We start from the raw sequence: 22,580 nt of genomic DNA on the forward strand, positions 1-22,580 counted from the left end.
CTGTCAGTGGGAGCGGCTAGGTTTGCTGCATGCGCATCGCCACCTGGAACGTCAATTCGATCACTGCCCGGCTCCCGCGGCTGCTGGCCTGGCTGGAGAGCAGCGGCACCGACGTGCTGTGCATCCAGGAGACCAAGTGCACGCTCGAGCAGTTCCCCACCGACGCGCTGCGGGAAGCGGGTTACGAGTCCGCGGTCAACGCCACGGGCCGGTGGAACGGCGTCGCGGTGCTCTCCCGCGTCGGCCTCACGGACGTCGTGACGGGCCTCCCCGGCGGCCCGGAGTACGACGGCGTGCAGGAGCCGAGGGCGGTCTCGGCGACCTGCGGCGGCGCCCGCGTCTGGTCCGTCTACGTCCCCAACGGCCGTGAGGTCGCCCACGAGCACTACGCGTACAAGCTGCGCTGGCTGGAGGCGCTGCGCGAAGCCGTCGCCGCGGACGCGGCGGGGACGCTGCCGTTCGCGGTCCTCGGCGACTACAACATCGCGCCCACCGACGAGGACGTCTGGGACCCGGCCGTCTTCGAGGGAGCCACCCACGTCACCCCGGCCGAGCGTGAGGCGCTCGCCGCTCTGCGGGGGACGGGTCTGTCGGACGTCGTGCCGCGTCCGCTGAAGTACGACCGGCCCTACTCCTACTGGGACTACCGCCAGCTGGCCTTCCCGAAGAACAGGGGTATGCGCATCGACCTGGTCTACGGGAACGCGCCTTTCGCTGCGGCGGTCAAGGACAGCTACGTCGACCGCGAGGAGCGCAAGGGCAAGGGGGCCTCCGACCACGCCCCGGTGGTCGTGGACCTCGACGTCCGATGACCGGAAGGTGTCAACCATTGGTTGACGCGCTCTCGCTGTCAACCTAGGGTTGCCTCTATGGCGAATCCGTTGCAGCCCAGCCCTCCCATCCGTCTCGACGACCTGATCGAGGGGATCAAGAAGACCCATACCGACGCTCTGGAGCAGCTGTCCGACGCGGTCGTCGCGGCCGACCACCTCGGCGAGATCGCCGACCACCTCATCGGCCACTTCGTGGACCAGGCGCGCCGCTCCGGCGCGTCCTGGACGGACATCGGAAGGAGCATGGGGGTCACCCGGCAGGCCGCCCAGAAGAGGTTCGTGCCCAAGAAGCCCGACGAGGCGTCCGACCTGGACCCCAACCAGGGCTTCAGCCGGTTCGACGAGCAGGCCAGGAGCGCCGTCGTGGGCGCGACCAACGCGGCCCACGCCGCGCACCACGACGAGATCCGCCCCGAGCACCTCGTGCTGGGCCTCGTCGCCGTCCCGGACTGCCTCGCCCTCCGGGTGATGGCGGACCAGGGTGTTCCGGCGGACCGCGTCCGTGAGGCGGCGACCCTCGCCCTGCCGGCCGCGGCGGACGAACTGCCGGCACTGATCCCCTTCGACGCCGCGGCGCGCAAGGTTCTGGAGCTGACCTTCCGGGAGGCGCTGCGGCTCGGTCATGACACCGTCGGGTCAGGTCATGTCCTGCTTGCCCTGCTGGAGTTCGAGGACGGAGCAGGACTGCTCAGCGGCCTGGGAGTCGACAAGGAAGCGGCCTCCGCCTCCGTCGCCGCGTCCGTCGCGGCCGAGGCCGGGGACCCGGCCGAGGGTGCACACGGCTGAGGGCCCTCCTGCCGCCCACGCCCGCACGCCGCCGATGCCGCCCCCTCCCGGGGCGGCGTCCGCGTTCAGTGCACGGAGAACCCGCCGTCGACGAAGATCGACTGTCCCGTCACATAGCCCGATGCCGCGCTCGCCAGGAACACCGCCGCGCCCGCGAAGTCCTCGGGCAGGCCGTTGCGTCCCACCATGGTGCGGGCCGCCAGGGCCGCGACCCGCTCCGGGTCCGAGGACAGCCGCTCGTTGAGAGGCGTCATCACGAATCCCGGCACCAGCGTGTTGCAGGTGACCCCGTGCGGCGACCACGCCTCGGCCTGTGAGCGGGCCAGCGACTCCAGGGCCCCCTTGGAGACCCCGTACGCACCGCTCTGCACGAACGCCCGGTGTGCCTGCTGCGAGGTGATGTGGATGATCCGGCCGTGACCACGCTCCGCCATGCCCGGACCGAACCTGCGGCCCAGCAGATAGGGGGCCTTGAGGTTCACGGTCATCGTGGTGTCCCAGACGTCCTCGCCGAGTTCGCTCATCGGCGGCCGCAGGTTGACGCCCGCGCAGTTGACGAGGATGTCGGGTTCCCCGAACGCGGCCACGGACTCCTCGCCCGCCGCCCGCACGCCCTCCGGCGTCGCCAGGTCCGCGCTCACCCAGGCGGCCCGGCAGCCGTCGGCGTCGAGTTCGGCGACGGTCCGCGCCAGTTCCGCCTCCCTGCGCGCCACGACCACCACGCTCGCGCCGGCGCGGGCGAGCGCCCCGGTGATGCCCCGGCCGATGCCGGAGCTGCCGCCGGTCACCACGGCGACCCGGCCCTCCAGGGAGAAGAGTTCGGAGAGATAGTTCTGCGAGGTCATGCCCGTACCTTAGGTACATGGCGTGATCGTGTACGGACCGGGTGCCGGATCGGGAACAGAAGCGTGCCCTGCGGTGCGGAACGCCCCCGGGGTGCGATCCTGGTGGTATGAACATCCCTTTCCTGGACAACTGGCGTAAGCGCCAGGGCGGTACGCGGGAGGTGGCTCTCGCGGCCGCCGTCAGGACGGATCCGGACGGCGTGGCGGAACTGTTCGCGGAGTGCGAGCTGCTGCGCGCCCGGGCCGGACAGTGCGGCCTCGAACTCGACGACAGCCCGGGCTCGTTGTCCGCCCTCGACCAGCTGCCGCCGATCTGGCGCGACGACCCGGAGGAACTGCCCTGGGTCGGCAACGACGCGGGCCTCTACCTCGGCACGGTCCTGGTGCGGACGGTCCCCGGCGCCGTCTGGGACATCCTGGCCGGCGGGAAGCCGGCGGTACGGCTCGCGTCGGGGCGTGAGATCGACGTCGTCGCCGCCGGCCTCGACTGGGCGATGTCCGGCAGCCCCGAGCTGTCCGAGATGTACGCGGAGTCCGCCGAGAGCGGTCCCGAGGCCAAAACGCGATAAACAGCCTTATGCGGGGCCGGTGCGTGTCGGCCCCGGAGCGGTCGTCCGCCCCGGGTAGTTTGCGCTGACCTCGACAAGCGATAAGTGGGTAGGGCAGCGTATGGCCGTCGATCCGTTGATCGAGCTGCGGGACGTCAACAAGTACTTCGGGACGTTGCACGTCCTGCAGGACATCAATCTCACCGTCGGCCGCGGGGAGGTGGTGGTGGTCATCGGCCCCTCCGGATCGGGCAAATCAACCCTCTGCCGGACCATCAACCGGCTCGAGACGATCGAATCCGGGTACATCGCCATCGACGGGAAGCCGCTCCCCGAGGAGGGGAAGGGGCTCGCTGAGCTCCGGGCCGAAGTGGGCATGGTCTTCCAGTCGTTCAACCTCTTCGCCCACAAGACCGTCCTGGCGAACGTCTCGCTCGCCCAGCTCAAGGTCCGCAGGCGCAAGAAGGACGAGGCCGACCAGCGCTCCCGCGAACTCCTGGAGAGGGTCGGTCTCGCCTCACAGGCCGACAAGTTCCCGGCCCAGCTCTCCGGCGGCCAGCAGCAGCGCGTCGCCATCGCCCGCGCCCTCGCCATGGACCCCAAGGCACTCCTCTTCGACGAGCCGACCTCGGCGCTCGACCCGGAGATGATCAACGAGGTCCTCGAGGTCATGCAGCAGCTCGCCCGCGAGGGCATGACCATGGTGGTCGTCACGCACGAGATGGGCTTCGCCCGGTCCGCCGCCAACCGCGTCGTCTTCATGTCGGACGGACGCGTCATCGAGGACCGCACCCCGGAGGACTTCTTCACCCACCCGGAGAGCGACCGCGCCAAGGACTTCCTGTCCAAGATCCTCAAGCACTGACAGGGGGCACCGTGTTGCGTACGAGGAACATCGCGGCCGTACTGGTCTGCCTCCTGATCGCCGCGCTGGCCGTCGGCTGCGGCAGGGAGGGCAGCCCACCGGTCAAGGGGCCGAAGGCCGACGAACTGCCCCGGTACAAGGTCGACACCGGTTTCCAGCTGCCGGAGTCGAAGACCTGGAAGAAGGCCGAGAAGCGTGGCTATCTCGTCGTGGGCGCCAAGGAGGACCAGCCGTACCTCGGTGAGAAGGACCCGGCCACCGGCATCTACTCCGGGTTCGACATCGAGATCGCCCGCATGATGGCGGCCTCGCTCGGCTTCGAGCCGGACACGATCCGCTTCCGGACCATCGCCTCCGCCAACCGTGAGACGGCACTCCAGAACGGCCAGATCGACTACTACGTCGGCACCTACACCATCAACGACATGCGCAAGAAGCTCGTCGGCTTCGCCGGCCCCTACTACATGGCGGGCCAGGGGCTGCTGGTGCGCACCGACGAGAACGACATCCACGGCCCGCAGGACCTGGCGGGCAAGACCGTCTGCTCGGCCGCCGGCTCGACGCCGTACCAGCGCATCGCCGCCGACTACCCCGAGGCGGACCTCGTCGCCTACGACACCTACTCGATCTGCGTCGACAACCTGCTGACCTTCCAGGTCGACGCGGTCACCACCGACGACGCCATCCTGCTCGGCTTCGCGGCCAAGGCCCCGGACGAGATGAAGGTGGTGGGCAAGCCCTTCTCCGAGGAGCCGTACGGCATCGGTGTCCCGCGCAGCGACAACGCGCTGCGCCTCGCGCTCGACGACGCACTGGAGGAGAACGAGAAGAACGGCAACTGGAAGAAGGCGTTCGAGGCGACCCTGGGCCTGTCCGGGGTACCGGCGCCGACACCGCCGCCCATCGACCGCTACCCGGCGAGCTGAGGGGCGAACCTCCACCATGGACGTACTGACAGAGAACTGGTCGCTCTACGGCAAGGGCTTCCTCGGCACCGTCGAACTCACCGTCTACGCCTCGATCCTGGCACTCGTGCTCGGCTTCGTCATGGCGTCCTTCCGGGTCGCGCCCGTCGGCTCGCTCCGGGTCATCGGCACCGTGTGGGTGGCGGTGCTCCGCAACACCCCGCTGACGCTGCTGTTCTTCGCCGTGCTGCTGGGGCTGCCGCGCTTCGGCCTGGTCCTGCCCTTCCAGGTCTTCGCGGTCCTCGCGCTCGGCTGCTACACCTCGGCCTTCATCTGCGAGGCCCTGCGCTCCGGCATCAACACCGTGCCCACGGGACAGGGCGAAGCGGCCCGGAGCCTCGGGATGTCCTTCGGACAGACCCTGGGCAACGTGGTGCTGCCGCAGGCCTTCCGGTCGGTCATCCCTCCGGTGGGCTCGACGCTCATCGCGCTCGCCAAGAACTCCGCCATCGCCGGGGCCTTCAGCGTCACGGAGCTCCTCGGTACCTACAAGACCCTCAACGAACTCGGCTACAGCATCATCTGGACCTTCGTCTGGATCGCCGTCGGATACCTCATCATCACCCTCGCCATCAGTGCGCTCTTCAACGTGTTGGAGAAGCGCTGGGGAGTCGCCCGATGACCCACGCCACCGCCTCGGCGACCGCGCTCTACGACATCCCGGGGCCCGTCACCCGCAGGAGACACTTCCTCTACGGAGTCATCTCGACCGCCGTGATCCTGGGACTTCTCGCCTGGATCATCTACCTGCTCTTCGACACCGACCAGTTCACCAGTGCCAAATGGACTCCCTTCACGTACAAGGGAATCCAGGAACTGCTGCTCCGGGGCCTGGGCAACACCCTCAAGGCCTTCGCCTACGCGGCGGTGCTCTCGCTCGCGCTCGGGGCGGTACTCGCCGTCGGCCGGCTGTCCGTCCACAAGCCGGTGCGATGGGTCTCGACCGTCCTGGTCGAGTTCTTCAGGGCGATGCCGGTACTGGTGATGATCTTCTTCATCTTCGTCGCGCTCAAGGTCCAGCCGCTGCCCGCGCTGGTGGCCGGGCTGACCCTCTACAACGGTTCCGTGCTCGCGGAGGTGTTCCGTACCGGGATCAACTCCGTGGAGCGAGGGCAGGGGGAGGCGGCGTACGCGCTGGGCATGCGCAAGACCCAGGTCACCACCCACGTCCTGGCCCCGCAGGCCGTCCGGGCGATGCTCCCCACCATCATCAGCCAGCTGGTGGTGGCGCTCAAGGACACCTCGCTGGGCTACCTGATCACCTACGAGGAGTTCCTCCACGCGGGCAAGCTGATCGCGTCGAACCTCGACTACGACCTGCCGTTCATCCCCGTCGTGATGGTCATCTCGCCCATCTACATCGGTATGTGCATGCTGCTCTCCTGGTTCGCCACCTGGGTGGCGAGGAGGGAGCGGCGCAACCCCAAGACCGAGGGGACGGGCGTCGCGGCCGCCGAACCGGGAACGGTCCTGCCCGGCCGTCGCAGGCAGTAGCCGTCGGACCGTCCGCCCGGCAGCAGCCGGTGATCACTTCCCGCACCGCGGAACCGGTACACGTCCCGGGGCCTCGGACGGTGGGGAGAAGGTCAGCTGCGTGCCGGCCGGGTCGCGGCCGATGCGGGAGGACCGGTGAAGGGCACGGGGTGACACCTGACCGGCCCGTGGAGAAGTGAGGGGGCGGTTGAAGGACAGTCCGCCATGACAGGGGCGGTCCCGCGTCGTACGGAGGAACGACGCGGGACCGCCCTTTCCTGTGCGTGGGGCGACGGCCCCTGCCACGGCCGCGGGACCGACCGGGCCCCGGGCCCGGACACCGCGCTGTCCCCGGCGTCAGCCGGTGGCGCGGTGCGAGGTACGGGGGGCGGTGGGCAGCGGAGCCTGGGCCGCCCTGGTCACGTCGCCGACCAGTTCGACCACATCCGGCCCGTAGGCCTGGGAGTTGAGCACCTTCAGGAGCAGGACGAACGAGCCGCCCCGGTGTCTGCGCTGCAGCTTCTCGTGGTGGCGTATCAGGTAACGCGAGGCGGCCTGGTTGGCGATGGCGCGCTGACCGCAGAGCAGGAAGACCGGCCGCGCGTCCCGGCCGCCCGTCAGCCGTGCCAGCAGGACGTGTTCGGACGTTCCCGGTTCCAGCCGGTAGCGCTCCGAGCCGACCTGGAAGGCCGCGCGGTCGGGGCCCGGCTCGGGCCCGGTGTTGATCTGCACCCCGGGCAGCAGCGACTGCAGGTGCGCGGCCATGCGGCGGTTGGACCCGGGACCGCCGACGCAGAACTCCGTCCGCTCACCGAAGCCCTGGTGAGCCGTGTCGTGGGACACGATCTGCGCGTGGGCGGAGCAGTCCTTGATCAGGGCCGAGAGTTCGAGCAGGGCGAAGACGTCGTGGCGATGGACCGCGCCGTCGCCGCCCGCGTCACGGTTGACGACGAGCAGGCACTCGGAGTTCTCCGGCATCCCGAAGAACGCCTGCTTGCGCCTGAGTCCGCGCCGCCAGAGGTACGTCCGGGCGAGCCAGCCGAGGGAGGCGCTGATTCCGGCCGCGATGACACCGAGCACGATGTTGCGTACGTCGTCATTCATGAGCGGGCATAGTAGCGGTCCGTTCGAACGGGTGGCCGACGCGGTTCCGGAGGAGGCGGCGGGAGCGGCGGTCTCCGGCCCGGTCCACGGCCGGCCAGTTCCCTCACCATCCCGTCGGCAGGCTCCGGAGGAACGGGGCGAGCCGGTCGGCGATCACCCGGTCGTCGTGAGCCGAGGTGTGCCCGTCACATCCGAGGAAGTCCAGGCCCGACTGGTCGAGGTACCAGTAGTGGACCCCGCTGTCGCCCGCGTCGTTGCGTGCCTCGACCACCTGCCGCACATGCTCGGCGTTCCTGTCGAAGCCGACGGCCACGAGCAAGGTCCCGGCGCCGTTGCGGGTCCGGAGTTCCCGGAGGAACTCGCCGTAGGCGGTGCGGTAGGCGGCCGCCAGGCTGTCGGGCGTCCACGCTTCACCGGGGGTGAGGTCGGAGAAGTCGTTGGAGCCGAGGTTGACCACCACGACCTGGGGGCGCCACGTCCCCGGGTTCTGCCAGACGTCGCCGTCCACGTTCAGCAGGGCGCGGTCGTAGTAGGTCCGGTACGTGACGTCCGGGCAGATGCCGGCGACGTTGCGCACCATGCCCAGGCCGGAGAGGCCGTTGATCTGGTAGTCGGCGTCCAGCTGCCGGGCGGTGAGGGCGCCGTGGCTCACATCGCTGTTGGTGGTCCGCCTGAGCTGCTCCGGATCGCAGGCGCGGGTGCCCGAGACGTTGCCGTAGCCCATCGTGAGGGAGTCCCCGATGAACTCGATCTGACGGTCCCGGGGCGCGGGCCTGCCGAGTACGGTGCCCCCGGGTGCGGCGACGAAGCCTCCGAACGTGCTGGTGTCCCCCGGGGTGTCGTTGCGTCTGACGACCCGGACCGTGTGCTCGCCGTCCCGCAGGCCGTCGATCCAGTGCGTGGTGTCGCCGGGGGTGACCAGGGTCGCGACGGTGGTCCCGTCGACCTGGACGTCGTAGTCGGCGGCCGCGCAGTCGAGGACCACCCCGAGCCCGGTCCCGCGGAAGCGGCCCTCGAAGTACACCCCGGGCCAGCTGAACTCCACCGTCCTGCCATGGTCCTTGACCCGTCCCGCGGTATGCGCCTGCTCCGAGACGCTCAGTGCGGGGACCCGTCGCCCCGGCTGCGGGTTCCCTCCTGCGGACGTCATCGGCGTGTCATCTCTCCGTCCTGGTGCCGCGTCGGTCGATCACGGCTGAACGTCCGTCATTCCACCCTCGAGTGTCAACCGGATTGGAGGTGGGAGACGGATCAACCGCTGCTGTCCTAGGGGGCCTTAGGGGCTGCGGCCGGGGCGGCGCGTTCGTAGGCTGCCGACCGATCCTGTCGTCCGACGCCCCGAAAGCAGGCGGTCCATCATGACGTCGGTCCTCATCACCGGTTGCAGCAGCGGTATCGGTCTGGAGACCGCGTTGGCCTTCGCCCGCAGGGGCGATCGCGTCCACGCGTGCGTACGCGACCCCGCCACCGCCGGTGAACTGCTCGGGCGTGCCCGGGCCGAGAACCTCACCCTGGACGTGCCCCGGCTCGACGTCACCGACGACGCCTCCGTCGCCGCGGCCGTCGACGGGGTGCTCCGACGGCACGGCGGCATCGACGTGCTGGTCAACAACGCCGGCATCGACCGCACCGGAACCGTCGAGACCATGCCGCAGGACGAGGCGCGCGCGGTGCTGGAGACCAACCTCTGGGGGCCGCTGCGCACCGTGCGCGCGGTGCTGCCGTCGATGCGGGCCCGTGGCAGCGGCGTCGTCGTCAACGTCTCCTCCCTGGCCGGCCGCACGTTCGCCGTGCCCCACGGCGGCTTCTACGCCGCCAGCAAGGCCGCCCTGGGCACGCTCAGCGAGGCGCTGTCCGCCGAGGTGCGGCCGTTCGGGATCCGGGTGGTGTGTCTGGAGCCCGGCAGCTTCGCCTCCCGCATCAACCGCGACAGCCCGGTGGCCACGGCCCCGTCGGAGGTGTCCGCGGCTGACCCGTACACCGCCGACCGGGCGTGGACGGCGCGGTTCCTCGCCCGGGTCCAGCAGGGAGCCGGTGACTGCGGCGAGGTGGCCGAGGCGGTGCTCGCCGCCGCCGACGATCCCGGGACGCCGCTCCACGTGCCTGTCGGCAAGGACGCGGAAACGGCACTGGAGTACCTGGGGTCCACTTCCTACGAGCAGTGGCTGCCGCTCTTCCTCCAGCAGGCCCAGTCCCTCGTCGGCCCGCGGCCCGGAGGCGCCGGCCCGGAGTGAGGTGCCTCCGGGCCGGCGCACCCTGCCGTAGGGCCCGGGGCCCGTCCCGTCCGAGAACCGCTCAGCGGGGTCCGCCGGGGGCGTACGTCCCCCAGATCTCGCGCAGCGCGTCGCAGACCTCGCCCACGGTCGCCCCCGCGGACAGGGCCTCCTTCATCGGGTACAGCACGTTGTCGTCCCCGGCCGCCGCCTTCTGCACGCCCGCGAGGTGACGGTCCACCCGGTCCTGGTCCCGCCAGGCGCGGAGTTTGGCGAGGCGTTCGGCCTGCCCGGTCTCGATCGGCGGGGCGGCACGGACGGGCCCGTGCGGCTCCGCCCCGCCGAGCCGGGGGCCGTCGACTCCCGCCGCGACCCGCTTCCGGGGGCCGGCCTCCCGGGAGACGCGGCAGGCGTGGTCCCCCAGCTCGTCCCTCTGGTAGCCGTGCTCGATGGCGGCGACGGCCCCGCCGAGGTCCTCGATCTTCCGCATGAGCGCGACCGCGGCCTCCTCGATACCGTCGACCGTCCTCCCGGCGGCGCGGGCCCCGGAGAGAGGGGTGCCGGGTTCCTCGGGACAGCGGCCCCCGAGCGGACCGTCCCCGTGCTGCCCGGCTCCGGCCCGGGCGCGGAAGGGCGGCATCAGGGACCCGGGGGCCCTCGCCCCGAACTCCTCCCGCATCACCCGCGCCCAGATCCGGCGCGCGGTACGGAGTCCGGCGGCCTCCTCGTGGACCGTCGTGCGGGTCATGAGGACGAAGGAGAGCCGCGGGGCGAACGCGTCGACGTCCAGCCCGGCGGCGAGCGCCGCGCGTACGTACGCGATGCCGTCGGCCAGGGTGAACGCGATCTCCTGCGCGGGCGACGCGCCCGCCTCGGCCATGAGATGACCGGAGACCACGAGCGTGTCCCACCGAGGCATCTCGGCCCCGCAGTACGTGAAGACGTCCGTGGCCAGCCGCAGTGCCGGTTTCGGCGGGAAGATGCACGCCCCTCGCGCGACGTACTCCTGCAGCACGTCGTTCCGTACCGCGCCCCTCAGCAGGCCGGCGCCGATCCCGTGTTCCTCCGCGACCAGTTGGTGGAGCAGGAGCAGCAGGGACGCCGGGGCGTCGGCCGTCAACGACGTGGACACCCGGTCCAGGGGGATCCCGGCGAGGAGGACGCGCATGTCGTCGAGGGAGTCGATCGCCACGCCGGCCCTGCCGACCTCCCCGGAGGCCACGGGGGCGTCCGAGTCGTGTCCCGTCCGGGTGGGCAGGTCGAAGGCGACCGACAGGTCCGTCGCACCGTCGGCGACCAGCTGCCGGTACCGGGCGTTGGACTCCCTCGCGGTGCCGGACCCCGTGTACCGGCGCGTCGTCGACGGCCGGCCCGGCCGGTCGCCGGGCCCTCGGCGCGGCTCGACGGGCAGCCCCGGCCCGGGGGAGCGAGGTCGGTTCGTCACCACGGGTTCACGTCCTCGGTCGTCGTCGTGCGCGCCGTGGCGCCGTGCGGGAGCCTTCCCGCACGGCACCACGGCGCGGGAGCCGGGGCGGGACCGGATCAGCCGGTGACGTGGATGGACTGCGACGGACACAGCTCCACCGCACGGTGGACCTCCTCCAGCAGCTCCGCCCCCGGCCTCTCCTGGAGGACGACGACGAGACCGTCGTCGTCCTGGTCGAAGACCTCGGGGCTCTGCATCGCGCACTGGCCGGAGCCCACACACCGGTCGTGGTCCGTGGTGACATGCATGGCAGGGATTCCGATCGGATCGGCCGTCACCAGGTGACGGGCAGGTCGTAGACGCCGTAGACCATGGCGTCGTCCTTGTAGCGCAGTTCCTCCGCGGGTACGGCCAGCCGGAGGCCCGGAATGCGGCGGAGCAGGGTGGAGTACACGATCTCCAGCTCCGCGCGGGCCAGGTTCGCGCCCATGCACTGGTGGATCCCGTACCCGAAGGCCAGGTGGCTGCGGGCCTCCTTGCGGTGGAAGTCGAGGGTGCCGGGGTCCGCGAAGACCGTCTCGTCGTGGTCGGCGGCGTTGTTCAGCGCGAGGATGCCCTCGCCGGCGCGGATGGTGACCCCGCCCACCTCGATGTCCTCGATCGCGACCCGGGCGGTACCCGAGTCCGAGATGGAGAAGACCCGGAGCAGCTCCTCGACGGCGTTCGGCAGCAATGTCTCGTCCGACCGGAGCTCGGCCATGTGGTCCGGGTGCTCCAGCAGGGCCAGCACACCGAGCGCGATCATGTTCGCCGTAGTCTCGTGGCCGCCCACCAGCATCATCCGCGCCATGGTCACCACGTCGAGGTGGTCGGCGGCCTGCTCGGTGCGGTTCTTCTCCAGGAACCGGCTGATCAGGTCGTCACCCGGCTCGGTCTCCTTCAGGGTGACCAGCTTGTCCAGGTACATGTCCAGGGCCTGCACCGCCGCCCCGTACTCCTCGGGGCTGAGGTCGTGGTTCATCAGGGCCGCCGACCACTCCTCGAACTGGGCGTGATCCCCGTAGGGGACCCCGAGCAGCTCGCAGATGGTCAGTGACGGCACCGGCAGGGCAAGGGCCTGGACCAGGTCCACCGGACCTCCCGCGGCCAGCATGGCGTCGATCCGCTCGTCGACGACCTCCTGGATCCGCGGACGCATCGCCTTCGTCCGCCGTGCGGTGAACTCCGGTATCAGCATGCGGCGTTGCGCGGTGTGCTCCGGCGGGTCCATGGACAGCATCATCAGCCGGACATGGGCGAGCATCTCCTCGGAGATGTGGAACTGGTGCGGATAGCCGGGGCGCTTCAGGTTGGAACTCACACGCGGGTCCCCGAGCACCTGCTTGACGTGCTCGTGCCGGGTCACCAGCCAGGTCTCCTTGCCGTTGACCTTGAGCGAGGCACGCGACACGGGCTCGTCCGCGCGCAGTCCGGCGTACTCGTCCGGCTCGCTGAACGGGCAGGTGCGTCGCATCGGGAACTGCGGGTACGGCGACGCTGTTCCGCCGGCCGGTTCTGCGGACTGGGTCATGGCTGCCTCTCGAACGCAACGGTGGGGGAGGGGGTGTTCATCGGGGTGTCCGGCGTCACCAGGTGACGGGCAGCTCGTACAGGCCCCAGACGATGGCGTCGTCCTTGAAGCGCAGCTCGTCGGCCGGAGTGGCCAGGCGCAGCGTCGGGATCCGGCGCAGCAGCGTGGAATAGACGACGTCGAGTTCCATCCGGGCCAGGTTCTGGCCGACGCACTGGTGGACGCCGTAGCCGAAGGCCACATGGCTGCGGGCCTCGCGGCGCACGTCCAGGCGGTCCGCGTCGGGGAAGACCTGATCGTCGTGATTGGCCGCGTTGTTCAGCGGCAGGATGCCGTCACCGGCACGGATGGTGACGTCCCCGAGCTCGATGTCCTCCAGGGCCACGCGCGCCGTTCCTGCGTCCGAGATGGAGAACAGACGCAGCAGTTCCTCCACCGCGCCCGGCATCAGCCCCGGATCCTCGCGCACGGCGGCGAGCTGGTCCGGGTGCTCCAGCAGGGCCAGCACACCCAGCGCGATCATGTTCGCCGTGGTCTCGTGGCCGGTGACCAGCATCAGCTTGGACATGCTCGCGATGTCCGAGTGCTCCACCGCCGGGGTCTCCCGGTTGAAGGCGATCAGCCGGCTGATCATGTCGTCGCCGGGCTCGCTCTCCTTCGCGGTGACCAGCCCGTCGACGTAGCGGTCCAGCTCGTAGTGGGCCATGCCCCGGTCCTCGTCGCTGACCTCGTGGTTCATGATGGCCCACGCCCACTGCTCGAACCGGGCGTGGTCCTCGTAGGGGACGCCGAGCAGTTCGCAGATCACCAGGGACGGCACCGGCAGGGCGAGCGCCGTGACGAGGTCCACCGGGCTGTCGCAGCCCTTGGCCAGCATCTCGTCGATCTGCTCGTCCACGAGCTCCTGCACCCGGGCGCGCAGCTCACGCATCCGGCGCACGCTGAACTCCGGTGCCAGCATGCGGCGTTGCACGGTGTGGTCGGGCGGGTCCATGGACAGGAAGGTGAGCGGGACCGACTGGAGGATCTCATCCGGCACCGGCACCTGGAGCGGGTAGCCCGGCAGCTTCAGATTGGCGCTCACCCGCGCGTCACCGAGCAGCTTCTTGTACAGGTCGTGGCGGGTGACCAGCCAGGTGGGCTTGCCGTTGACCTTGAGCTGCGCCCGGGAGACCGGTTCGTTCTCACGCAGTTCGGTGTAGGCGGCCGGCGGGCTGAAGGGGCAGGCCCTACGCATCGGGAACTCCGGGAGGGCGCCCTCGGCGGCCGCTTCGGCAGGTGCAGTCATGGTGTCCTCTTCGCACGGGAGGGAGCGGGCCGCGCCGTTTCACCCCGGGGGAGGGCTCCGGGCCCGGCGCCGGCGCGGTTTCCGCCGGCCGTTTCCCGCACGCTAAGGAGCGGTGCCCGGGGTGGCCCACCCCTACGTGCCCCTAGCGGCGCGGCCCTCCGAGGGGTGCGGCCGTGGCGCCCGTCACTCCCCGTACCACTAGGGGCGGTTAGGGGTCCGTCGAACGTCTGGGCGACGGTTAGCGTCGGCTGCGGACCACGGCGGAAGCACGGTTCGCCCCGCACCACACGCTCCGCGGTCCCGGCCGGATCTCCTGACCGGACGTCCGCCGCACTCCGCAGCCGACCAGAGGTGATCAGCGTGTCCCCGAAACCCAGTGCGCAGGGTCTCGTCCCCGGCGTCAAGGGCACCGTCCCCTTCGGGGAGTACCGGACCTGGTACCGCGTGACCGGGGAACTCGGGGCGGGACGCCCCGCGGTCGTCGTCGTCCACGGCGGCCCCGGCAGTACGCACGACTACCTGCTGCCGCTCGCCCGCCTCGCCGAGGACGGATGGCCGGTCGTCCACTACGACCAGCTGGGCAACGGCGGCTCCACCCACCTCCCGGACAGCGCACCGGACTTCTGGACGGTCGACCTGTTCCTCGCCGAACTCGGCAATCTCGTCGAGGAACTGGGCATCGCCGACGACTACGTCCTGTTCGGCCAGTCCTGGGGCGGCCCGCTGAGCGCACAGCACGCGATGGGCCGCCCGCCCGGTCTCCGTGGCCTGGTCGTCGCCAACGCGCCCGCCTCGTACCCCATCTGGCTCCAGGAGATGGCCCGGCTGCGGGCCGCGCTGCCGCCGGACGTGCAGGCGGCCCTGCTGCGCCACGAGGCGGCCGGAACCTACGAGTCCGAGGAGTACCTGGCCGCGATGCGCGTCTTCTACGACCGCCACGTGTGCCGCCTCACCCCGTGGCCCCGCGACTTCCTCTCCTCCTTCATGGAGATCTACAACGACCCCACGGTCTACTACGCGATGAACGGCCCGACCGAGTTCCACGTGATCGGCTCCCTGAAGGACTGGTCGATCGTCGACGGACTGCACACCATCAGGACACCCACGCTGCTCCTGAGCGGACGTCACGACGAGGCCACCCCGGCCGTCGTCCAGCCCTACATGGACCGTGTCCCCGGGGCTCGCTGGGAGATCTTCGAGGAGTCCAGCCACCTGCCGCACCTGGAGGAGCCGGACCGGTTCTTCGAGGTGCTGACCGACTTCCTCGCCGGCCTGTGACACGCCGCGCCACGACGCCGGTCCGGGCGTCGCAGACCACTGTGAGAGGAGGCGGGGACACCGCCATGGCGTACGACACCGCACTCGTCTTCCCCGGCATGGGCCCCGTCCCGTTCGCCGACGTGGGCCGCTTCATGGTGGCCCACCCCGTGGCCCGGGAGCTGGTCGCCGTCGCCGACGACGCCCTCGGCTACTCCCTGGTGGACGCCTTCCGGTGCTCCGAGGGCGACTACTCGGAGGCCGCCCAGGTCGCCTTCTTCGTGAACTGCCTGGCCAGCGCGTACTGGGCGGTCGAGCACCTGGACGTCACCCCCGACATCGTGGCCGGTCCCAGCTTCGGGGAGAAGGCCGCCCTCGCCTACACCGGTGCCCTCGAACTGCCGGACGCGGTACGGCTCACCGCCGAGATCGCGCGGTGTCTCGAGTCGTACTTCGCCGCACACCACAAGGACATCGTCACCCTGTCCTTCGTCCGTGCCCCGAGCGAGGAACTGGACCCCATCCTCGCCGAGCTCGACGACGCCGGCGAGTGGCACGAGATCTCCTGCCACATCGACGACGGCTTCTGGATGGTCTCCCTGGCCGAACACCGTGTCGAGTGGCTGCGGGAGCGGCTGCGCGGCATCGGCAGCCTCCCCCTCTACACCATGCGTCCCCCCATGCACGCCTCGGTGTTCGCGCCGCTGCGCGCCAAGGCGGAACGCGAGGTCGTCTCGCGCTACACCTTCGCCGACCCCTCCCTGCCGGTCGTCGCCGACCAGGACGGCAGGCTGCTGCACACGGGCGAGGAACTGCGCACCATGCTGCTCGACGGCTTCGACCACGCCATGAACTGGCCGAGCGTCACCACGGCGCTGCGCGACGCCGGAGTCCGGCGCATGTGCGTCGCCGGTCCCGACAGCCTCTTCGGCCGGGTCCCCCGTACCACCCGCACCTTCGAGGTCGTCGCCGCGCACCCGCGCCTGGCGATGACCCCCCGGCGCCGTACACGCGCCGCCTGAACCGTCCGATCCGCCCTATCCGCAGGAGGCACACCCATGTGGGACGACCAGTTCGAACAGATACTCCGCACCTTCCTGCCGTTCCTGCCCCCGCAGGAGCCGCTGACCACCGACGACGAGCTGAAGGACCTCGGCCTGGACTCGCTGGGCATGGTCCAGCTGCTCGGCACGCTGGAGGACGCCTACCAGGTGCGCTTCCGTGACAGCGCGCTGACCATGGGCACCTTCCGCAGCGCCGGCACGCTGTGGGAGACCGTCGAGGGCATGCTCCAGCGCACCACGAGCTGAGGGACGGACCCCTTGGACGCCACCATGGACGGAACCCTGTCCGGACGGTTCCTGCGCGGGCTGGCCCTGGCGCCCGACCGGCCCGCGCTGCGGGCCGACGGCGCCGCCCTCACCTACCGCGAACTGCACGAGCGGGCCCTCCTGCTCGCCGGCTCCCTGCTCGCCGGCCTCCCCGGCCGGAAGCCCGCCGTGGGCGTGCTGGCCGGCAAGGGAGCGTCGGCGTACCCGAGCCTGCTGGCCGGCCTCTACAGCGGGGTCACCGTCGTCCCCCTGCAGCCGGCGTTCCCCGCCGCCCGCACCCGGCAGATGATCGAGGCCGCCGGAGTGGGCGCCCTGCTCGCCGACGACGACGCCCTGCCCGCGCTGACCGCGCTGCACGAGGACGGCCTCGACCTGCCCACCCTGTTCGCCCCCGGCGGGCAGCCGGGGCGGGCGCTCGCCGTCGACCCCGACAGCGCGCTCAAGGAACCGATGCCCGCCCGGCCGGACGACATCGCCTACGTGCTCTTCACCTCCGGCTCCACCGGACGGCCCAAGGGTGTGCCGGTCACCCACGCCAACACCGCGCACTACTTCTCGCTGCTCGACGAGCGGTACGACTTCGGCCCCGAGGACGTCTTCTCGCAGACCTTCGACCTCAACTTCGACTGCGCGATGTTCGACCTGTTCTGCGCCTGGGGGGCCGGAGCCACCGTCGTACCGGTCCCCGCGCGGGAGTACGCGCGCCTGCCCCGGTTCGTGGCCGAGCAGGGGGTGAGCGTGTGGTTCTCCACGCCCAGCGCGATCTCCCTGGTGCGGCGCACCGGCGGCCTCGCACCCGGTGCGCTGTCCCCGCTGCGCAGGAGCTTCTTCGCGGGGGAGGCGCTCAGCTGCCAGGACGCCGAGGACTGGGCGGCCGCGGCCCCCGGCACCGTGCTGGAGAACATCTACGGACCGACCGAGCTGACCGTCACGGTCACCGCGCACCGCTGGCAGCCGGGCCGGCGGCACCTGCACGCGATGGTGCCGATCGGCGACGTGCACCCCGGGCACTCGGTGCTGCTGCTGGACGCCGAAGGCTCGCCGAGCACCACCGGTGAGGGCGAACTGTGTATCGCCGGACCCCAGTTGACCCCGGGCTACCTCGACCCGGCCGACGACACCGGACGCTTCCTGGAACGGGACGGCCTGCGCTACTACCGCACCGGCGACCGGGTCCGCAGCACCGACGACGACGGCCTGCTCTACCTGGGCCGTCTGGACGCCCAGGTCCAGGTGCACGGCATCCGGACCGAACTGGCCGAGGTCGACGCCGCGGTACGCACCTGCCCGGGCGTCGAGGACGCGGTGACCGTCGCCGTCCCCGTGGACGGCACCGTCGAACTCGCCGTCTTCCACACCGGCGAACCGGTGACGCCCGCCCGGCTCGCCCGTCACCTGCGGGAACTGCTGCCGGCCGCCGTCGTTCCCCGGGCCTACCACCACCTGGACGCGTTTCCGCTCAACCCCAACCGCAAGACCGACCGCAGGAAGCTCACCTCCCGCGCCGCGGCCCTGCGACAGCAGCCCGCCGGAGCCGGGACCAGGACCCAAGGACGGCAGGAGTCGCAGTGAACGGTCAACCCACAGCGCAGGCCCGCACCGACGCCCGGATACACGACCTGCTCGACGAGGCCACCGCCGAGCACCCCGACGCGGCGGCCGTCGCCGACGCCACCGGGCGATGGACCTACCGGGAGCTCACCGCCTGGAGCCACGCCGCCGACGCGTGGCTCCAGGCCCAGGGCATCGGCCACGGCGACCGCGTCCTGGTCCAACTCGCCAGCACCCGTGAGCTCGTCGCCCTGCTGTACGGCGCCGCCCGCCGCGGCGCCGTCCTCGTCCCCGTCAACACGGGCATGAAGGACTACCACCTCAGGGCCGTCGTCGAGAACTCCGAGCCGTCCCTGGTGGTCGTCGACGGCGCGGCCGTGTCCCGTGTCTCCGCGCTCGCCGGGCAGGTCACCGTCCTCGGCCTGGACGAGGTCTGGCCGGCGGTCACCGACCTGCGTGACAAGGAGGCCCGGGGCGACGGCGCCCCCGTCCACGCCGACGACCTCGCCGTCCTCGTCTACACGTCCGGCTCCACGGCGGCTCCCAAGGCCGTCGTCTGCCCGCACGGCAGGATGGTGTTCGCCACCGAGGCCATCAACCTCGAACTCGGCTACCGCCCCGACGACGTGGTCTTCTGCCGCTTCCCCATCTCCTGGGACTACGGCCTCTACAAGGTGCTGCTCACCGCGGCCGGCCGCAGCGAGATCGTCCTCGCCGACGGCGAGTCCGACCTGGTGCTGCTGCGCCGCATCCGGGAGACCGGAGCCACCGTCGTCCCCATCGTGCCGTCCCTGGCCACCATGATCTGCGCGCTGGCCGAACGCGAACCCCGGCAGGACTCGACCGTCCGCATGTTCACCAACACCGGGGCCGCGCTGCCGAAGCCCACCGCCGACGGGCTCCGCACGGCCTTCCCCGGATCCGAGGTTGTCATCCAGTTCGGCCAGACCGAGTGCAAGCGCGTCTCCGTCCTGCCGCCCGACCAGCAGGACGCCCGGCCCGAGTCCGTCGGCCGTCCGCTGCCCGGCACGCGCGCCTTCACCGTCGACGACGACGGCAACACGCTGGGGCCCTGGCAGACCGGGGAGATCGTCGTCGAAGGCCCCCACGTGATGCCGGGCTACTGGCGTGCGCCCGAGCAGACCGCACGCGCCTTCCGCCCCTCGCCCGACGGCGGACTGCGCCTGCACACCGGCGACTTCGGGCACGTCGACGAGGACGGATACCTGTACTACGAGGGCCGCCGGGACGACATGTTCAAGCACAAGGGCGTCCGTATGAGCACCACCGAGATCGAGGCCGCGGCCACGGACGTACCCGGTGTCCGCGCCGCCGCGGTCCTCCCGCCCGCCCCCGGCCGCGATCTCGCGGTCTTCGCCGAGGGCGGCATCGACCCGCACGTGCTGCTGCGCGAACTGTCCCTGCGGCTGGAGCCCGCGAAGGTACCCGGTGTCAGCCGTGTCGTCGACGAACTGCCGCTGACCGCGCACGGCAAGCACGACCGCAAGCAGCTCCTCAGCCTTCTGGAAGGAACCACGCCGTGACCGGCACCACCGACCTCGCCCGGCGCTTCGGCACCCCCTCCTACGTCTACGACCTGGACCGGGTCGCGGCGGCGCGGGACGACCTGTTCGCCGCACTGCCCGACGAGGTCGCCGTGTACTACGCGGCCAAGGCCAACCCGCACCCCGAGATCCTGCGCGAGATGCGGGCCGGCGGCCCCCGTGTCTGCCGTGCGGAGATCAGCTCCGTCGGAGAACTCGACGCCGTCCTGCGGGCCGGATTCGCCGGGGCCGAGATCCTGTACACCGGCCCCGGCAAGACCACCGAGGAACTGGCCGAGGCCATGACCCGGGGCGTGCGGACGTTCTCCGTGGAGTCGCCCGGCGACCTGCGGCACGTCGGCGACACGGCCGTGCAGCTCGGCATCACCGCGGACTGCCTGATCCGCGTCAACAACCCCACCGGAGCCGCCGCCACCAGCATTCGCATGACCGGGGTGCCCTCACAGTTCGGATTCGACGGCGAGACCCTGCCCGGCCTCGCCGCGGAGCTGCGCGACGTACCCGGCACGACCATTGCCGGACTGCACTTCTTCCCGCTGAGCAACGCCAAGGACGAGGCGAGCCTCATCGCCGAGTTCCGGCACACCATCGCCACCGCCGCCGCACTCCAGCGGGAGCTGGGCGTCGACTTCCGCATCGTCGACCTCGGCGGAGGCTTCGCCGCACCGTACGCGGTCCAGGGGAGGCGGCCGGTCTACGGCGAACTGCGCGAAGCCCTGGCCACGTCGCTCGACGAGCACTTCCCCGGCTGGCGCGACGGTGCCCCGCGCATCGCCTGCGAGTCGGGACGGTACCTGGTCGCCGACAGCGGCACCCTGCTCACCGGTGTCGTCAACGTCAAGGACAGCCGGGGCACCCGCTACGTCGTCCTCGACGCCGGCATCAACACCTTCGGCGGCATGTCCGGTCTCGGCCGCATCCTGCCGGTCTCCATCGAGCCCCACGAGTCCGTCGGCACCGACGGAGTCCCGGTCCAGCTCGCCGGACCGCTGTGCACGCCCGGCGACCTCCTCGGCCGTCAGGTCCCGCTGGCCGACCCGGCCCCCGGCGACCTGCTGACCGTCCCCAACGCCGGTTCCTACGGGCCCACCGCCAGCCTCCTGATGTTCCTCGGCAGGCCCGCCCCCACGGAGATCATCGTCCGCGGCGACGACCTCGTCTCCGTGTCCCGTATCGAGCACACCCGAACCTACGAACACGGACAGGCCCTGTGATGAGCAATCCCCTCACCCCCGCCCCCGGCGACCAGCCCGTCCTCGTGGCGGGCGGTATCTCCGACTCGCACACCTGGAACCTGGTCTACCTCCAGCTCCTCGTCGAGGAGCACGGCCACCGCGTGGTCAACCTCGGCCCCTGCGTCCCCGAGGACCTGCTGATCGGCGAGGCCCTCCTGCACGACCCCGCACTGATCGTCGTCAGCAGCGTCAACGGACACGGCTACCACGACGGCATGCGCACCGTGACCCGGCTGCGCGAGCACCCCGCCCTCGCCGACGTGCCCGTCGTCATCGGCGGCAAGCTCGGCATCGCCGGGCCCTGCGGCGACGAGGAGTCGGCCGCACTGCGCGCGGCCGGCTACGACGAGGTGTTCGAGGAGTCGGCCGACGGCATAGCGGCCTTCCGCCGGATGCTCGACGCCCTGCCCCAGCGGGCCCTGGTGTGACCGGTGCCGGATTCGGCGCGTTCGTGCGCCGGGCCCACCACGCCGGCCGGCTGGTGGTGCAGCCCCGGATGGGAATGAGCAGCCCGCAGCGCATGCGCGCCGGGCTGCTCGCCACCCGGGACGCCGACGCGACGACCGTCGGCACCCTCACCCTGGACAGCTACACCCGGGTCGGCGACCTGGAGTCCGCGCAACTCGCCGTCCTCGAAGGGGTCGACCTCAACGGCTACCCGCTCGTGAGCCATGAGACGGCCACCACCCGGCGGGTCCTGGACGGCATCCACGGGCCGCAGTTCCCGGTGCAGGTGCGGCACGGCTCGGCGGCGCCCCAGCACATCTTCCGCGCGCTGACGGCCGTGGGACTGGACGCCTCCGAGGGCGGCCCCGTCTCCTACTGCCTCCCGTACGGCAGAGTCCCGTTGCGCGACTCCGTCGCCCACTGGACGGAGTCCTGCGAACACTTCGCCACGCTCCGCCGCACCGGAGCCGAACCGCACCTGGAGACCTTCGGGGGATGCGTGCTCGGCCAGCTCTGCCCGCCCGGACTGCTCGTCGCGGTCAGTGTGCTCGAAGCGCTGTTCTTCCGCCGGCACGGAATCCGGAGCATTTCGGTGAGCTACGCCCAGCAGACGAATCGGCGTCAGGACTCCGAAGCGGTCGCGGCGTTACGCAGTCTGTGCACACGCTTCCTTTCGGACACCGAATGGCACGTGGTCGTCTACGCCTACATGGGATTGTTCCCGGAAACCGAACACGGCGCCCGACGACTGCTCGCCCAGGCCGCCGAACTGGCCGTCCAGAGCGGCTCCGAGCGCCTCATCGTGAAAACCGTCGCGGAATCCCGGCGCATTCCGTCGGTGGCGGAGAACGTGTCCGCCCTCGAACACGCCGCCGCGGTCGCCGCGCGCACCGTCCGGGACCCCCTGGAGGGCACCGGCACGGAGACGTACGCCGAGGCGTACGCCCTGGTCGACGCGGTGCTGAACCTGGACGACGACCTCGGCACCGCACTGCTGAGGGCGTTCTCCGAGGGCCGGCTGGACGTGCCCTACTGCCTGCATCCCGACAATGCCGGACTGAGCCGGAGCTATATCGCCGAGGACGGCCGGCTGTGCTGGTCCGACGTGGGAAAGATGCCGCTGTCCGGCGTCGTCGACGCCCGCCCGGCCCACACCGTCACCTCCTCGGAGCTGCTCGCCTCCCTGTCCTACGTCCGGCGTTCGTTCGACGACCACAACGCCCTTTCCTGAGCGTGGGATTCGCCCCGTCGACCCCCTAGGGGTGCCTAAGGGTGTGG

General features: G+C 71.1%; 23 protein-coding genes. 16 read left to right on the top strand and 7 right to left on the bottom strand.

Features of this window, described 5'->3' with window-relative positions; genetic code table 11:
* The first annotated feature begins 29 nt into the window (after window positions 1–29).
* The gene (locus IA22_RS0131375) at window positions 30–812 is read left to right on the top strand and encodes an exodeoxyribonuclease III (RefSeq protein WP_014153138.1); all 783 of its coding nucleotides are present in this window, start codon (window positions 30–32) and stop codon (window positions 810–812) included.
* A gap of 57 nt (window positions 813–869) precedes the next feature.
* On the top strand, window positions 870–1,619 hold the full coding sequence (locus IA22_RS0131380; RefSeq protein ID WP_030125555.1) for a Clp protease N-terminal domain-containing protein: 750 nt from the start codon (window positions 870–872) through the stop codon (window positions 1,617–1,619).
* A gap of 65 nt (window positions 1,620–1,684) precedes the next feature.
* Here the strand turns inward: IA22_RS0131380 and IA22_RS0131385 are convergent, their stop codons facing one another.
* Window positions 1,685–2,464, bottom strand: a complete 780-nt coding sequence (locus IA22_RS0131385; RefSeq protein ID WP_030125556.1) for an SDR family NAD(P)-dependent oxidoreductase — start codon at window positions 2,462–2,464, stop codon at window positions 1,685–1,687.
* A 107-nt stretch (window positions 2,465–2,571) separates the two neighbouring features.
* On the opposite strand from IA22_RS0131385, the gene IA22_RS0131390 reads away from it, so the two are divergent.
* The 5 genes from IA22_RS0131390 to IA22_RS0131410 all read left to right on the top strand — a co-directional run bounded on the left by IA22_RS0131390 (window position 2,572) and on the right by IA22_RS0131410 (window position 6,336).
* Window positions 2,572–3,033, top strand: a complete 462-nt coding sequence (locus IA22_RS0131390) for a DUF6278 family protein (protein ID WP_014153135.1) — start codon at window positions 2,572–2,574, stop codon at window positions 3,031–3,033.
* Window positions 3,034–3,133: 100 nt separating this feature from the next.
* Window positions 3,134–3,877, top strand: coding sequence for an amino acid ABC transporter ATP-binding protein (locus IA22_RS0131395; protein ID WP_014153134.1), 744 nt, complete (start codon window positions 3,134–3,136; stop codon window positions 3,875–3,877).
* An 11-nt stretch (window positions 3,878–3,888) separates the two neighbouring features.
* On the top strand, window positions 3,889–4,803 hold the full coding sequence (locus IA22_RS0131400; protein WP_030125557.1) for a glutamate ABC transporter substrate-binding protein: 915 nt from the start codon (window positions 3,889–3,891) through the stop codon (window positions 4,801–4,803).
* Window positions 4,804–4,819: 16 nt separating this feature from the next.
* A complete protein-coding gene (locus IA22_RS0131405; protein WP_014153132.1) occupies window positions 4,820–5,464 on the top strand; it encodes an amino acid ABC transporter permease in 645 nt (214 codons plus the stop codon).
* On the top strand, window positions 5,461–6,336 hold the full coding sequence (locus IA22_RS0131410) for an amino acid ABC transporter permease (protein WP_014153131.1): 876 nt from the start codon (window positions 5,461–5,463) through the stop codon (window positions 6,334–6,336). The genes IA22_RS0131405 and IA22_RS0131410 overlap by 4 nt, the downstream gene beginning before the upstream one ends.
* 336 nt (window positions 6,337–6,672) lie before the next feature.
* Here the strand turns inward: IA22_RS0131410 and IA22_RS0131415 are convergent, their stop codons facing one another.
* Both IA22_RS0131415 and IA22_RS0131420 read right to left on the bottom strand, forming a co-directional pair.
* The gene (locus tag IA22_RS0131415) at window positions 6,673–7,419 is read right to left on the bottom strand and encodes a hypothetical protein (RefSeq protein WP_014153130.1); all 747 of its coding nucleotides are present in this window, start codon (window positions 7,417–7,419) and stop codon (window positions 6,673–6,675) included.
* Window positions 7,420–7,522: 103 nt separating this feature from the next.
* On the bottom strand, window positions 7,523–8,569 hold the full coding sequence (locus tag IA22_RS0131420; RefSeq protein ID WP_030125558.1) for an SGNH/GDSL hydrolase family protein: 1,047 nt from the start codon (window positions 8,567–8,569) through the stop codon (window positions 7,523–7,525).
* 208 nt (window positions 8,570–8,777) lie between these two features.
* Here IA22_RS0131420 and IA22_RS0131425 point away from each other — a divergent pair, with 208 nt between their 5' ends.
* Complete coding sequence (locus tag IA22_RS0131425) at window positions 8,778–9,653, top strand: SDR family oxidoreductase (RefSeq protein ID WP_030125559.1); 876 nt, start codon at window positions 8,778–8,780, stop codon at window positions 9,651–9,653.
* 61 nt (window positions 9,654–9,714) lie between these two features.
* Here the strand turns inward: IA22_RS0131425 and IA22_RS0131430 are convergent, their stop codons facing one another.
* The 4 genes from IA22_RS0131430 to IA22_RS0131445 form a co-directional block, all read right to left on the bottom strand.
* Entirely contained in the window at window positions 9,715–11,079 is a 1,365-nt protein-coding gene (locus IA22_RS0131430) for a methylmalonyl-CoA mutase family protein (protein WP_015579410.1), read from the bottom strand.
* A gap of 95 nt (window positions 11,080–11,174) precedes the next feature.
* Window positions 11,175–11,366, bottom strand: coding sequence for a ferredoxin (locus IA22_RS0131435; RefSeq protein WP_015579411.1), 192 nt, complete (start codon window positions 11,364–11,366; stop codon window positions 11,175–11,177).
* 26 nt (window positions 11,367–11,392) lie between these two features.
* Complete coding sequence (locus tag IA22_RS0131440; protein WP_030125560.1) at window positions 11,393–12,628, bottom strand: cytochrome P450; 1,236 nt, start codon at window positions 12,626–12,628, stop codon at window positions 11,393–11,395.
* A gap of 55 nt (window positions 12,629–12,683) precedes the next feature.
* Window positions 12,684–13,916, bottom strand: coding sequence for a cytochrome P450 (locus tag IA22_RS0131445; RefSeq protein ID WP_030125561.1), 1,233 nt, complete (start codon window positions 13,914–13,916; stop codon window positions 12,684–12,686).
* Window positions 13,917–14,276: 360 nt separating this feature from the next.
* Here IA22_RS0131445 and IA22_RS0131450 point away from each other — a divergent pair, with 360 nt between their 5' ends.
* The 8 genes from IA22_RS0131450 (at window position 14,277) to IA22_RS0131485 (ending at window position 22,533) form a co-directional block, all read left to right on the top strand.
* On the top strand, window positions 14,277–15,194 hold the full coding sequence (locus IA22_RS0131450) for a proline iminopeptidase-family hydrolase (protein WP_014153123.1): 918 nt from the start codon (window positions 14,277–14,279) through the stop codon (window positions 15,192–15,194).
* Window positions 15,195–15,259: 65 nt separating this feature from the next.
* On the top strand, window positions 15,260–16,195 hold the full coding sequence (locus IA22_RS0131455; protein WP_014153122.1) for an ACP S-malonyltransferase: 936 nt from the start codon (window positions 15,260–15,262) through the stop codon (window positions 16,193–16,195).
* A 36-nt stretch (window positions 16,196–16,231) separates the two neighbouring features.
* A complete protein-coding gene (locus IA22_RS0131460) occupies window positions 16,232–16,483 on the top strand; it encodes a phosphopantetheine-binding protein (protein WP_014153121.1) in 252 nt (83 codons plus the stop codon).
* A gap of 24 nt (window positions 16,484–16,507) precedes the next feature.
* Complete coding sequence (locus tag IA22_RS0131465) at window positions 16,508–18,076, top strand: AMP-binding protein (protein WP_014153120.1); 1,569 nt, start codon at window positions 16,508–16,510, stop codon at window positions 18,074–18,076.
* Window positions 18,073–19,599 carry an AMP-binding protein gene (locus tag IA22_RS0131470; RefSeq protein WP_014153119.1) on the top strand — a complete coding sequence of 509 codons (1,527 nt, stop codon included), beginning with the start codon at window positions 18,073–18,075 and terminating at the stop codon, window positions 19,597–19,599. The genes IA22_RS0131465 and IA22_RS0131470 overlap by 4 nt, the downstream gene beginning before the upstream one ends.
* Window positions 19,596–20,834: a type III PLP-dependent enzyme domain-containing protein gene (locus tag IA22_RS0131475; RefSeq protein ID WP_014153118.1), complete on the top strand. Its 1,239-nt coding sequence runs from the start codon at window positions 19,596–19,598 to the stop codon at window positions 20,832–20,834. Before IA22_RS0131470 ends, IA22_RS0131475 begins: the two co-directional genes overlap by 4 nt.
* Complete coding sequence (locus IA22_RS0131480) at window positions 20,834–21,283, top strand: cobalamin B12-binding domain-containing protein (protein ID WP_014153117.1); 450 nt, start codon at window positions 20,834–20,836, stop codon at window positions 21,281–21,283. Before IA22_RS0131475 ends, IA22_RS0131480 begins: the two co-directional genes overlap by 1 nt.
* Window positions 21,280–22,533 (top strand): methylaspartate mutase, encoded by a 1,254-nt coding sequence (locus IA22_RS0131485; RefSeq protein ID WP_014153116.1) that lies wholly within the window; start codon window positions 21,280–21,282, stop codon window positions 22,531–22,533. Before IA22_RS0131480 ends, IA22_RS0131485 begins: the two co-directional genes overlap by 4 nt.
* The last annotated feature ends 47 nt before the right edge of the window (window positions 22,534–22,580 follow it).

The sequence above is a fragment of the Kitasatospora papulosa genome, assembly GCF_000717245.1.
GTDB lineage: Bacteria > Actinomycetota > Actinomycetes > Streptomycetales > Streptomycetaceae > Streptomyces > Streptomyces papulosus.

Coding starts and splice junctions, on each gene's coding strand:
- IA22_RS0131415 (WP_014153130.1), bottom strand. CDS start 7,419: ATGAATGACGACGTACGCAACATCGTGCTCGGTGTCATCGCGGCCGGA.
- IA22_RS0131435 (WP_015579411.1), bottom strand. CDS start 11,366: ATGCATGTCACCACGGACCACGACCGGTGTGTGGGCTCCGGCCAGTGC.
- IA22_RS0131405 (WP_014153132.1), top strand. CDS start 4,820: ATGGACGTACTGACAGAGAACTGGTCGCTCTACGGCAAGGGCTTCCTC.
- IA22_RS0131395 (WP_014153134.1), top strand. CDS start 3,134: ATGGCCGTCGATCCGTTGATCGAGCTGCGGGACGTCAACAAGTACTTC.
- IA22_RS0131455 (WP_014153122.1), top strand. CDS start 15,260: ATGGCGTACGACACCGCACTCGTCTTCCCCGGCATGGGCCCCGTCCCG.
- IA22_RS0131420 (WP_030125558.1), bottom strand. CDS start 8,569: ATGACGTCCGCAGGAGGGAACCCGCAGCCGGGGCGACGGGTCCCCGCA.
- IA22_RS0131440 (WP_030125560.1), bottom strand. CDS start 12,628: ATGACCCAGTCCGCAGAACCGGCCGGCGGAACAGCGTCGCCGTACCCG.
- IA22_RS0131380 (WP_030125555.1), top strand. CDS start 870: ATGGCGAATCCGTTGCAGCCCAGCCCTCCCATCCGTCTCGACGACCTG.
- IA22_RS0131445 (WP_030125561.1), bottom strand. CDS start 13,916: ATGACTGCACCTGCCGAAGCGGCCGCCGAGGGCGCCCTCCCGGAGTTC.
- IA22_RS0131465 (WP_014153120.1), top strand. CDS start 16,508: ATGGACGGAACCCTGTCCGGACGGTTCCTGCGCGGGCTGGCCCTGGCG.
- IA22_RS0131410 (WP_014153131.1), top strand. CDS start 5,461: ATGACCCACGCCACCGCCTCGGCGACCGCGCTCTACGACATCCCGGGG.
- IA22_RS0131375 (WP_014153138.1), top strand. CDS start 30: ATGCGCATCGCCACCTGGAACGTCAATTCGATCACTGCCCGGCTCCCG.
- IA22_RS0131425 (WP_030125559.1), top strand. CDS start 8,778: ATGACGTCGGTCCTCATCACCGGTTGCAGCAGCGGTATCGGTCTGGAG.
- IA22_RS0131390 (WP_014153135.1), top strand. CDS start 2,572: ATGAACATCCCTTTCCTGGACAACTGGCGTAAGCGCCAGGGCGGTACG.
- IA22_RS0131480 (WP_014153117.1), top strand. CDS start 20,834: ATGAGCAATCCCCTCACCCCCGCCCCCGGCGACCAGCCCGTCCTCGTG.
- IA22_RS0131385 (WP_030125556.1), bottom strand. CDS start 2,464: ATGACCTCGCAGAACTATCTCTCCGAACTCTTCTCCCTGGAGGGCCGG.
- IA22_RS0131460 (WP_014153121.1), top strand. CDS start 16,232: ATGTGGGACGACCAGTTCGAACAGATACTCCGCACCTTCCTGCCGTTC.